The following is an 11,552-nucleotide window of genomic DNA, read 5'->3' on the forward strand; positions in this document are numbered from 1 at the left end:
GTCGACTTGGAGGCGGTGGTCGACTTCGCGGCGCTCTTGGCCGGGGCCTTCTTCGCCGGGGCCTTCTTCGCGGGAGCCTTCTTGGCCGGGGCCTTCTTCGCGGTCGCCTTCTTGGCCTGGGCCGCCTGGGCCTCGACCTTCGCGGCACCGCTCTGGACCTCGTCCGAGGCGGCGTACGCGGCGTCCTCGACCTTGTCGGCGGCCTTGTCGGCGGCGGTACCGGCCTCCTCGGCGGCCTGACGGGCGGCCTTGGACACGCGGCCCGCGGCCTTCACGCCGATCGACCGGGTCTGGCGGGCGACCGTGCCGAGCGCGTCCTCGCCCAGCTCGACCTGCTCCTCCATGGCGCCGGCGGCGCGGGCGACCTGCTCGTTGACGCGGGCCAGGCCGGCCTCGAGCTGCGGGTTCTCCTCACGCAGGCGGGACACCACGTCCTCGCCACGGGCGGCGAGCCCACCGTAGATCCCGGCCGCGACCTCGACGTAGGCGTCGGCGACCTTCCGCAGCTCCTCGGGGCGGAACCGGTTGACCAGCTCCTCCACCTCGGCCGGCAGCGCCTGCACGCGATCGGGGACCTCGGTGACGCGGTTCTGCACGTCCGCCACGCGCTCGGTCACCCGGTTCTGCACGTCGGTCACGCGCTCGTTCACCTTGGTCTGGGCGTCGGTGACGGCCTCCTCCGCGCGACGACGGAGGTCCGAGACCAGCCCGGACACGGCCTGGACCGCGAGGTCGTTCACGCCGACGTAGGCGTAGACCGGGGTGCGCACGGCGGACAGCGCCTGACCGAGCGGGCCGCTCGGCGCGGTGTCCTTGGGGTTGGCCTGCGACTCGGCCTGCGCGGCGGCGGCCTGGGCGGGGGTCTTCTTGGAAACGGGCTTCTTCTGGCTCATGTCGGCTCCTTGATCGTTGTCATGCAGGTGTTGCGGGGTGGGATGTGACGTGGCCCCACGGGGCCGCCGTCGGACGGGCTCAGTGCACGTCGACGACCTGTTCGGCGGCGGTCGCGTTGTTCGTTCGGAACGACTCGTAGATCTCCACGAGCACCTCCCTCTGACGCTCGGTGAGGTCGGGCGCGGTGAGGATGGCGTCCCTCACCGGACTGCCCTCCTTCAGTTCGAGGATCCCGGCGCGGGCGTAGAGCACCTCGGCGGACAACCTCAGACCTCGTGCGATCTGACCCAGCACCTCAGCGGACGGCTTGCGCAGCCCACGCTCGATCTGACTCAGATACGGATTGGAGACGCCGGCACGCTCGGCGAGCTGCCGGATGGACACCTCGGCGGCCTCCCGCTGGGCGCGGATGAACGACCCGATGTCCTGCGACTCGGAGATGCGCTTGTCGTCGTCACCCTGTGGGGCGACGTCGTCGTGACGGGGGACCTCGCCGGTCGGCTTGGCCCTCCGCGCGAGGGTCGCGGCGGTCGGTTCGACCGCCTGCGCGGCGGTGGACCCGGGCTTCCTGCCGGTCTCCCGGCCACGTTTCTCGGCCATGGAGTCCACCTCCCCTCGCCGTGCGTCTCACGTCGTCTGAGGACAACGCTAGCAACGAGTGCTAACTGCAGCAAGCGGTCGGAGCGGTGTGATGGGTCACAGGCTCGCGGCGGGCCCCCTCAGGGGCCGCGTCAACGAACGGGCAGGTCGAATGAGCAGGTCAGAAGACGAGCAGGGTGAACTGATGGATGATCACGCCGACGAGGGCGCCGACGAGCGTGCCGTTGATCCGGATGAACTGCAGGTCCTTTCCGGCGAGCAGCTCGATCTTCTCGGACGCCTCGTCGGCGTCCCACCGCTCGACGGTATCGGCGATGATCGAGGTCACCTCGCCGGCGTAGTTCACCGCCACGTACGCCGCGGTGCGGGTCATGTAGTCGTCGAGGCGCGCCCGGACCTTCTCGTCGTCGACCAGGAGATCGGCCAGCCGGCGCAGGAGGTCGTCGATCTTCACCCGGAGGGTCGAGGAGGAGTCCTCGGTGGCCTCGACGATCATCCGCTTGGCCGCCGTCCAGGCGGAGGCCGCCGCCCGACGGACCTCCTCGCGGTTCATCACCTCCGCCTTGAAGATCTCGAGCTTGTCCATCGTGGCCGGGTCCTGCTGGAGGTCGCGGGCGAAGTCCTCGACGAACCCGATCAGGGCAAGGCGGACCGCGTGCTGCTTGTCCACCTTGATCTGCCAGGTCCACTCGCGGAGCTCGCGGTAGGCGCGGTCGGAGAGCAGCTCGTTGACGAACTGCGGCGCCCAGGTGGGCGCCTTCTCGCGGACCCAGCGGTCGATGGTCTCCGGGTTGGCCTCGACCCACCCGTGGGTGCGGTCGGCCATGAGGTCGAGGAGAGGCAGGTGGCGGCCCTCCTCGAGGAGCTCGGCCAGGATCCGGCCCGCGGGCGGTCCCCACTTCGGCTCCGCGATCCGGGCGACGATGGTCCGCTCGATGATCGCCGTGGCGTCCTCGTCTCGCAGGACCGCCAGGACAGACCGGATCGCCTTGGCCGCCTGGTCGGAGGCGATCGCACGGTGGTCCTCCTCCTGGAGCCACTCGCCCGCCCGCGCGGGGATCCGGGCGCTGCGGACCTTCTCGCTGACCATCTCGGGATCGAGGAAGTTCTCGCCGACGAAGGTGCCCAGCGAGGTCCCCAGCTGGTCCTTCTTCTTGCGGATCAGCGCCGTGTGGGGGATGGGGATCCTCAGCGGGTGACGGAACAGCGCGGTGACCGCGAACCAGTCCGCGAGGCCACCGATCATCCCCGCCTCGGACGCCGCGCGCACGTACCCGGCCCACGCCCCGGCGCCGTTGGACAGCGAATACTCCGCGAAGAGGAAGATGATCCCGGCCACGACCAGGAACCCTGTCGCGACCAGCTTCATGCGGCGGAGCGCAGCCCTGCGCTCCGCGTCGGTCGCCGGGTCACCCGCGACCAGGGCGGAACCGCCCGCCGCGGCGACCGGGTCGAGCGTCAGTGTGCGTCCTTGCGCCCGTACTTGCGGAACCCGATCATGCACACCGCGAGGCCGATGACGAAGACGACGACGGTGGCCACGACCGCGGCCACGACCAGACCGAGGGACACGTCCATGTCGTCGGTGTAGAAGGCGAGCGCCGTGATGGGCAGACCCAGCATGCTCATCGCCAGCAGCATGATGGCCGAACCGGCGTAGATCTCGGTCGAGTACAGCGGGTAGGTGGGCGCCACCTCGGTCGCGTACTTCGGGTAGTACTCCTCGACGATGGCAGCACCAGTGTGCTCGAGGGTCTGACCGGCCATGATGTCGTCCTCTTTCGTCTACTACCGATCCCGGACGCGGCGGCCCGGGAGTTGCTTGACCCGATTCTATTGGAACCTCAGGTCCCGCGGGCAACCGCCCGGCGGATTCGTCGCGCCGCGGTGACCAGGTTGCGCAGACTCGGCTCCAACTGCCAGGTGTAGCGGGTCTTGAGCCCGCCGTCCGGGACCGCCCAGAGGCGGTCCACCCCCACCGCCGCCACCGCCTCGAGCAGCCTCTCGTGCAGCAGATCGATGTCCGGGACGAAGCCGGATCGAGACTCGTACACACCCGGGGCCACCTGCCGCGTGAGGGTGTGGTCGGTGAGGGCGTCGAGGACCCAGTCGATCGACCGGGTCGCGACGATCGCGGTCACGTCCGCGTCGAGCCCCTCGATCGCCTCCTTCATGACCTGGAGCGACGAGTAGCTCAGGTGCGTGTGGATCTGGGTGTCCGGCCGGGCACCCGCCGACGCCAGGCGGAACGTCGCCACCGCCCACTCGAGATAGGCCCGCCTGTCCGCGCCCCGCCGCGGCAGCAGCTCGCGGATGGCCGGCTCGTCGATCTGGACGATCGCCAGCCCAGCCTCCTCCAGGTCCGCCACCTCGTCGCGGATCACCAGCGCCAGCTGGGTGGCCACCTCGGGCAGCGCGAGGTCCGTCCGACAGAAGGACCGGGCGAGCATCGTCACCGGCCCGGTCACCATCCCCTTGACCGGCCGGTCGGTGAGGGTCTGCGCGTACCCCGTCCACTCGACCGTCATGGGCGCGGGCCGGGCCACGTCCCCGTACAGGATGGGCGGGCGCACACACCGGGACCCGTAGGACTGCACCCACCCGTGCCGGGTCGCGGCGAACCCGTCGAGCAGTTCCGCGAAGTACTGCACCATGTCGTTGCGCTCGACCTCACCGTGGACCAGGACGTCCAGGCCGATGTCCTCCTGCAGCCGGATCACCGAGGCGATCTCCTCCCGCAGGTAACCGCAGTAGCGCTCGTAGTCGATCCGGCCGTCGGCCAGGTCCCGGCGTGCCCGACGGATCTGTACCGTCTGCGGGAACGAGCCGAGGGTCGCGGTGGGGAGGATCGGCAGCCCCAGACGCTCCGCCTGCAGAGGCGCACGCTCCGCGTAGGGCATGCGGACCTCGTCGTCGTCGTCCACCGACGCCGTCCTGGCACGCACGTCTTCCCGGCGCGCACCGGGCCGCACCGGCAGCGGCCGCCAGCGCGGCGTGGGCCCGTCCACCAGCGCGTCCGCCAGTGACACCACCTCGGCGACCTTCTGTCGCGCGAAGGCCAGCGCGTCCTCGAGTTCCGCGGGCAGGTCCACCTCGACCCCGACGTCGTAGGGCACGTGGAGCAGCGTGCAGGACGTCGAGACCACCAGGTCGGCGAAGGTGGCCTTGAGCTGCCTCAGGTAGTCCAGGACCTCGAACTTGTCCGTGCGCCAGACGTTCTGGCCGTCGACCACGCCGGCGTAGAGCCGCTTTCCGGCCAGTCCCGGGATCGCCGCGAGTTCGTCCGCGGGCCGGTAGCCGTGGACCAGATCCAGACCGATCGCCTCGATCCCCGTGGACGCGAGCGCGGGCAGCGCCCCGGCCAGGTCCCCGTACTGTCCCGTCACCAGGATCCGCGGGCGGCTGGGGACCGCGGACAGCCGGTCGTAGGCGTGCCGGACCTGCTCGACCTCGGCCGGCGTGCGCTCCATGGTCATGCAGGGTTCGTCGAACTGCACGCAGGTCACGCCCGCCCCCGCCAGCGCCTCCAGCAGGGCCTCGTACTGCTCGAGCACCCGGTCGAGCAGCGCGATCGGCCGGAAGCCGGGGGCGGCGGTGGGTGCGGGCTTGCTCAGCAGCAGCAGCGACACCGGGCCGGTGATCACGGGCCGGATGTCGACCCCCAGCTCGTGGGCGCGGGCGACCTCCGCCAGCAACTCCGCCGGTCGCAGGCCCAGGACGGAGGAGTCCTCGAACTCGGGCTGGCGGTAGTGGTACGGGGTGCCCTGCAGGGCGACCAGTTCCAGGGGCGCCACGTCGGCACGGCCGCGGGCGAGCGCGAACTGCGTGTCCAGCGGGGACAGGTCACGGACCAGGTCCCGGAAGCGGTGCGGGACGGCGCCGATCAGCAGGGCGTCGTCCAGGACGTGGTCGTAGAAGGAGAAGGTGTGTCCCGGGATCTGTGTGAGCCCGGTGTCGCGGAGCTCCTGCCAGGTCGACTCCCGGATCCGGCGCCCCACGGCGAGGAGTTCGGACCGGGTGCCGTCACCGTGCCAGTACCGTTCGAGCGCGCGTTTGAGCTCGCGGCGCGGGCCGATCCGCGGGTAGCCCAGCACGCTGGACGCACGGCTCAGGGCGAGGTGCGAGCGTTCGAGCTCGGTGGCCACGGCGGTCAGCGGGCGGCTCGGGTAGCGGCGCCGGGCACGTCGTAGCGGTAGAAGCCGTGGCCGCTCTTCTTCCCCAGCCGTCCGGCCTCGACCATGCGCAGCAGCAGGGGTGGCGGGGCGTACAGCGGTTCGCGGAACTCGGTGTACATCGAGTCCGCGATCGCCTTGACCGTGTCCAGGCCCACGAGGTCGGCCAGGGAGAGCGGACCCATCGGGTGGGCGCACCCCAGCACCATGGCCTTGTCGATGTCCTCCGGGGTGGCGAAGCCGGACTCGGCCATCCTGATCGCCGAGAGCAGGAAGGGCACGAGGAGCGCGTTGACCACGGCTCCGGACCTGTCCGCGGAGTGCACCACCTGCTTGCCCAGGACCTGTTCGGCGAACCCCTCGGCGCGATCGCGGACGGACTCCCCCGTCTCCAGCGTGCTCACCAGCTCGACCAGCGGGAGCACGGGGACGGGGTTGAAGAAGTGCATGCCGATCACGCGCCGGGGCCGCGCGGTGCACATGCCGAGCTTCATGATCGGGATGGAGGAGGTGTTGGAGGCCAGGACCGCCTCCGGGTCGGTGACCACCTCGTCGAGTTCACGGAACACGGCCGTCTTGGCCGCCTCGTCCTCGACGATCGCCTCGATCACCAACTGGCGATCGGCGAAGTCCCCGAGGTCGGTGGTGAACCGCAGCCGCAGGGCTGCCTGGTCACGCTCGCGCCGGGTGATCTTCCCGGAGGAGACCCCCCTGTCGAGCGAGGAGAGGATGCGGGAGCGGCCCGCGGCGGCGAGCTCCCGGGTGGACTCCCACACCAGGACGTCGACGTGGGCGCGGGCGCAGACCTCGGCGATCCCGGCCCCCATCTGGCCTGCACCGACCACTCCCACGCGGGTGATCGACCCCTGTCCCGGGGCTACCTCGCGGGTGGTGGGCATGTGCGACACGTCCTTCTTCGAACCGGGTGGTCGGCCCGGGCATCGGCCCGGGAGTGCGTGAGACACGACCGGGGGCCGGGGCCGCCTCGAGGAGACGGCCGCGGCCCCCGGTGTGTGGTGGTGCCAGCGTGCTGGCCGCCCTACTCGAGGGCGACCCGGGGGGTCAGTGGAACTGACCCTCCTCGGTGGAGCCCTTCAGCGCCGCGGTGGACGTGTTGGGGTCGACCGTGGTGGCGATGCGGTCGAAGTAGCCGGCGCCGACCTCGCGCTGGTGCTTGACGGCGGTGAAGCCACGCTCCTCGGCGGCCTTGAACTCGCGCTCCTGCAGCTCGACGAACGCGCTCATCTGGTTACGGGCGTAGCCGTAGGCCAGGTCGAACATGCCGTAGTTGAGCGAGTGGAAGCCGGCCAGGGTGATGAACTGGAACTTGAAGCCCATCGCGCCGAGCTCCTTCTGGAACTTGGCGATCGTGTCGTCGTCCAGGTTCGCCTTCCAGTTGAAGGAGGGCGAGCAGTTGTAGGCCAGGAGCTGGTCCGGGAACTCGGACTTGACGGCCTCGGCGAACTGCTTGGCGTACTCGAGGTCCGGGGTGCCGGTCTCCATCCAGATGAGGTCGGAGTACGGGGCGTAGGCCTTGGCGCGCTCGATGCAGGGCTCGATGCCGTTCTTGACGTTGTAGAAGCCCTCGGCGGTGCGCTCACCGGTGATGAACGGGCGGTCACGCTCGTCGACATCGGAGGTGATGAGCGTGGCGGCCTCGGCGTCGGTGCGCGCGATGATGACCGACGGGACGTTCGCGACGTCGGCCGCGAGACGGGCCGAGGTCAGCGTGCGGATGTGCTGGTTGGTCGGGATGAGCACCTTGCCACCGAGGTGGCCGCACTTCTTCTCCGACGCGAGCTGGTCCTCCCAGTGCACACCGGCGGCGCCGGCCGCGATCATGGCCTTCTGCAGCTCGTAGGCGTTGAGGGCGCCACCGAAGCCGGCCTCGGCGTCCGCGACGATCGGGGCGAGCCAGTTCTCCACCGAGGTGTCACCCTCGATGCGGGCGATCTCGTCGGCGCGCAGCAGCGCGTTGTTGATGCGGCGCACGACGGTCGGGACCGAGTTGGCCGGGTACAGCGACTGGTCCGGGTAGGTGTGGCCCGAGAGGTTGGCGTCGCCGGCGACCTGCCAGCCGGAGAGGTACACGGCCTCGAGGCCGGCACGGATCTGCTGGACGGCCTGGTTGCCGGTCAGCGCGCCGAGGGAGTTGACGAAGTCCTTGTTGTTGACCTTGTCCCAGAGGATCTCCGCGCCACGGCGGGCGAGGGTGTGCTCCTCGACGACGGTGCCCTGCAGCTCCGCCACCTGCTCGGCGGTGTAGTTGCGGGTGATGCCCTTCCAGCGGGGGTTGGTGTCCCAGTCCTGCTGGATCTCTGCAGCGGTACGTGCCTTGCCGACGTTCGACATCGCGACTCTTTTCTGTCTCGGGGGCGGACCCTGCTTCGCACAATTGCGAGCGCGGCGTCCTGTACCTGGAAAGGATGCCACACACATCGCAGCCCGTCTACCTGGGAATTGTGCGAATCTGGCGAGTTTCCTTGCATTGCTTGCGAACTTTGCGAAGAATGTGGGGCACACCACCGACCCGCGGGAGCCGCTGATGACCACCATCCACATGGGTGCTCGCCTGCGCCGCCTGCGCGAGGAGCACGGTCTCACCCAGGCCGCCTTCGCCGAGACGCTCGGGCTCTCGGCCAGCTACCTGAACCAGCTCGAGAAGGACACGCGCCCGGTCACCTCCCGGGTGCTGGCCCGACTGTCCGAGGAGTACGGGGTCGACTCGACCTTCTTCGCCTCCGACGCCGACACCCGGCTGATCGCCGAGCTCACCGAGGCCCTGTCCGACCCCCAGGTGTCCACCGGGATCCCCGCGGGCGACGTGATCGACCTGGTCCGTGCCCACCCGTCGCTGGCACGCGCCTTCGCGGTATTGAACCAGCGGTACCGCAACTCCGCGGACCTCCTCGCGGCCCTCACCGAGAGCCGCAACGCCCTGTCCGACGAGGTGGACAACTTCGCCCTGGCCATGCCGCACGAGGAGGTGCGCGACTACTTCTACCAACGCCAGAACTACATCGACTCCCTGGACACCGCGGCCGAGGAGCTCACCACCCGGATCCGCATGAACCGCGGCGACGTCCGGGCCGAGCTGGAGAACCGGCTCGCCGAGATCCACGGCGTCCGGGTGGTGCGCCGCGTGGACCTGCCCGACGGGTTGTGGCACCGCTTCTCCGCCCGGGACCGCCGGTTGGACCTGTCGGCTCACCTGACCGGAGGGCAGCAGGCCTTCCGGGTGGCCTCCGAGCTCGCGTTCCTCGAGCACCGCGAGCTGCTCGACCAGCTCGTGGCCGACGGGGCCTTCAGCTCCCCCGCCGCCGGCGCCCTGGCCCAGCGCGGGCTGGCCAACTACTTCGCCGCGGCCGTGCTCATGCCCTACCAGCGCTTCCTCGACACCGCCGAGGACTTCCGCTACGACGTGGAACGCCTGATGACCTTCTACGCGACGGGCTACGAGACCGTGTGCCACCGCCTCTCCACCCTCCAGCGCCCGGGAGCCTCCGGGGTGCCCTTCAGCTTCGTGCGCGTCGACCGCGCGGGGAACATGTCCAAGCGGCAGTCGGCCTCCGGTGTCCACTTCACCACCTCGGGTGGCACCTGCCCGCTGTGGAACGTCTACGAGACCTTCTCCTTCCCGGGCAAGATCATGCGCCAGGTCGCGGAGCTGCCGGACGGGCGTCTGCACCTGTGGGTCTCGCGCACCGTCACCACCCGGCCCATGCGATTCGGGCAACCCCGCAAGACGTTCGCGATCGGTCTGGGCTGCGAGGCCCGGCACGCCCACCGCACCGTCTACGCGCAGGGACTCGACCTCGCCGACGCCGACGCCGCCACCAAGATCGGGTCCGGGTGTCGCATGTGCGAGCGGCCCGCCTGTCCCCAACGTGCCTTCCCGCCGCTGAACCGCACCCTCAAGGTGGACGCGCACCGCTCGTCGCTCTCGCCCTATCTGCTCGACGAACCCCACTCGCCGGCCGCCTCCCCTGCCCTACCCTGACGGCCATGAGCCAGCCGCACAGCACCGACAGCCATCCCCGGGACCCGGCCCGGCCCCGCATCCGTCCCGGCGGGTTCCGTGAACTCGGACCGGTGGGCTGGGCCGTCAACCGCGTGGGCGCCCGCGTGACCGGCAGCCGCGACGTCCATCTGTTCGCCACGCTCGGACGTGCCCGCCGGCTCTTCCCCGCGTGGTTGGCCTATTCCGGGATGATGATGCCGTTCGGGGTCCTCGACCGCCGGACCACCGAGCTGGTGATCCTGCGCGTGGCCCACCTGCGGGACAGCGCCTACGAGCGGGCCCACCACGAGCGGATCGGCGCGCGGGTGGGGCTCGACGACGACGAGATCACCCGCACCCTGCACGACCCCGCGGACGCCGGCTGGTCGGACCGGCTGCGCGCGGTGTTGACCGCGGTCGACGAGCTGGTGCGGACCAAGGACATCGCGGACGACACGTGGGCGGAGGTGGCGGCCCACCTGACCGAGGCCGAGCTGGTGGGTCTGGTGCAGTTGGTGGCGCAGTACGACGGCCTGGCCACGTCCCTCCGGGCCCTGCGGATCCAGCCCGACCGCCCCCGCTGACCCACCTGCCCAGCCCCTCCGGGTTGCGCGTCCCCTTTGCTCGCCCCCTTCCGAGTTCCGCGCCCCCTCTGCTCGCCCATCCGCCACGTGCGCGCCCCCTCTGGTCCATTCCCGCCGCGCACCTGTCGTCCCCATGTTCGGACGACCAGCCCATCGGCTCCTCCGGGAGCCCACCGGGTCCTCCGTGCGCTCCGGTCGTCCACAATCGTCCCCCCTCCACAGGGCGGCCGGAATCCCCGCGTGAACACCGGACCCCCTCGTTCCCGCCGAGGATCATCCTCGGCATGACGCGCCACCACCCGGGCCCACAGCACCCCGTCCTCTCGTCCGCCCGGCTCAGCAGCGAGCTCGCCGCCCTCCCCCGTCGACGACGAGAGCGCGAGTTCGTCAAGATCGCGGACGAACTCTGGCTGCCGGCTGGTCTTCCGCTCGGCTTCGAGACCTTGTCAGTGGCCTACTCGCGGCTGTACCCGAGCGGCGTCCTCACCGGATGGTCGGCGGCGGTCCTCCACGGGATCGCCGCCCCTGACGACGCCATCCCGGAGTTGTGCGTCGGCCCCAGCGGAAGAACGCGTTCGGGCCTGCGGATTCGTCGATACCGGTTGCCCGCCTCGGCCGTGGAGCACAAGCGGGGCGTCGCCGTCACGAGTCGGCGATGGACGGCCTTCGACTTGGCCCGGTTCACCGACCACCTCGGTGGAGTCATCGCGGTGGAGCACTTCTACCGGCACGGGTTCTCCGAGCGCGAGCTCCGCGACGTGGTCGACGGCCAGGTCGGCGCCTGGGGCGTCGCACGAGCACGACGGGTGCTCGCGGACGCCGATCGTCGCAGTGAGTCCCCCAAGGAGACCGAAGCGAGGTTGTTCCTCCGAGACGCTGGCTTCACGGGGTTCGTGCCGCAGGTCGAGGTGGGCGGATACCGCCTCGATCTCGCTGATCCCATTCACAAGATCGCGGTGGAGTACGACGGCGCGCACCACGAGCACCCGGAACAGCAATCGAAGGACCGGTACCGCAGGAACCGTCTCCAGGCCGCCGGCTGGATCGTGATCGTCGTGGACCACAGGATCTTCCGCCACCAACGAGGCGACTTGCTACAGCAGGTTCGTGCGGCGTACGCCCAGCGCACCTGCCGATTCGCCGCCTGACCCTCGGTGCCCCGGCCCCCGATCTCCCGGCGCCGGGCAGACTTGCGCGGCCCCTGTGGTCCATTCCACCGGCGCGACCGCCCAGCGTGCGAGCGTTCCGGGCGCGCAGGACGAAGAGGACGCGCATCTCGCGGGCGGGAGGGGCGGGCCGAGC

Annotated in this window: 10 protein-coding genes; 3 read left to right on the forward strand and 7 right to left on the reverse strand. The window is 70.5% G+C overall.

Features of this window, described 5'->3' with window-relative positions:
* The 7 genes from G6020_RS03920 to aceA form a co-directional block, all read right to left on the reverse strand.
* A partial coding sequence (locus tag G6020_RS03920; RefSeq protein ID WP_241732563.1) for a hypothetical protein occupies positions 1-893 on the reverse strand: 893 nt, incomplete at its 3' end.
* A gap of 79 nt (positions 894-972) precedes the next feature.
* Positions 973-1,494: a helix-turn-helix transcriptional regulator gene (locus G6020_RS03925; RefSeq protein WP_187700505.1), complete on the reverse strand. Its 522-nt coding sequence runs from the start codon at positions 1,492-1,494 to the stop codon at positions 973-975.
* 160 nt (positions 1,495-1,654) lie between these two features.
* Positions 1,655-2,863 carry a DUF445 family protein gene (locus G6020_RS03930; RefSeq protein ID WP_182609723.1) on the reverse strand — a complete coding sequence of 403 codons (1,209 nt, stop codon included), beginning with the start codon at positions 2,861-2,863 and terminating at the stop codon, positions 1,655-1,657.
* Positions 2,864-2,952: 89 nt separating this feature from the next.
* Positions 2,953-3,261 carry a hypothetical protein gene (locus G6020_RS03935; RefSeq protein ID WP_179523424.1) on the reverse strand — a complete coding sequence of 103 codons (309 nt, stop codon included), beginning with the start codon at positions 3,259-3,261 and terminating at the stop codon, positions 2,953-2,955.
* A gap of 77 nt (positions 3,262-3,338) precedes the next feature.
* On the reverse strand, positions 3,339-5,639 hold the full coding sequence (gene metE / locus G6020_RS03940; protein WP_182609724.1) for a 5-methyltetrahydropteroyltriglutamate--homocysteine S-methyltransferase: 2,301 nt from the start codon (positions 5,637-5,639) through the stop codon (positions 3,339-3,341).
* A 5-nt stretch (positions 5,640-5,644) separates the two neighbouring features.
* Positions 5,645-6,565 carry a 3-hydroxybutyryl-CoA dehydrogenase gene (locus G6020_RS03945; protein ID WP_182609725.1) on the reverse strand — a complete coding sequence of 307 codons (921 nt, stop codon included), beginning with the start codon at positions 6,563-6,565 and terminating at the stop codon, positions 5,645-5,647.
* A gap of 163 nt (positions 6,566-6,728) precedes the next feature.
* A complete protein-coding gene (aceA, locus tag G6020_RS03950) occupies positions 6,729-8,018 on the reverse strand; it encodes an isocitrate lyase (protein WP_182609726.1) in 1,290 nt (429 codons plus the stop codon).
* A 193-nt stretch (positions 8,019-8,211) separates the two neighbouring features.
* Between aceA and ramB the strand changes: the two genes are divergently transcribed.
* From ramB to G6020_RS03965, 3 genes are all read left to right on the forward strand, one after another.
* On the forward strand, positions 8,212-9,666 hold the full coding sequence (gene ramB / locus G6020_RS03955) for an acetate metabolism transcriptional regulator RamB (RefSeq protein WP_182609727.1): 1,455 nt from the start codon (positions 8,212-8,214) through the stop codon (positions 9,664-9,666).
* A gap of 5 nt (positions 9,667-9,671) precedes the next feature.
* Positions 9,672-10,250 (forward strand): carboxymuconolactone decarboxylase family protein, encoded by a 579-nt coding sequence (locus G6020_RS03960; protein ID WP_182609728.1) that lies wholly within the window; start codon positions 9,672-9,674, stop codon positions 10,248-10,250.
* Positions 10,251-10,534: 284 nt separating this feature from the next.
* A complete protein-coding gene (locus G6020_RS03965; RefSeq protein ID WP_187701089.1) occupies positions 10,535-11,398 on the forward strand; it encodes a DUF559 domain-containing protein in 864 nt (287 codons plus the stop codon).
* Positions 11,399-11,552: the final 154 nt, after the last annotated feature.

The organism is Dietzia sp. B19, from assembly GCF_014145155.1.
In the GTDB taxonomy this organism is placed as follows: Bacteria; Actinomycetota; Actinomycetes; order Mycobacteriales; family Mycobacteriaceae; genus Dietzia; species Dietzia natronolimnaea.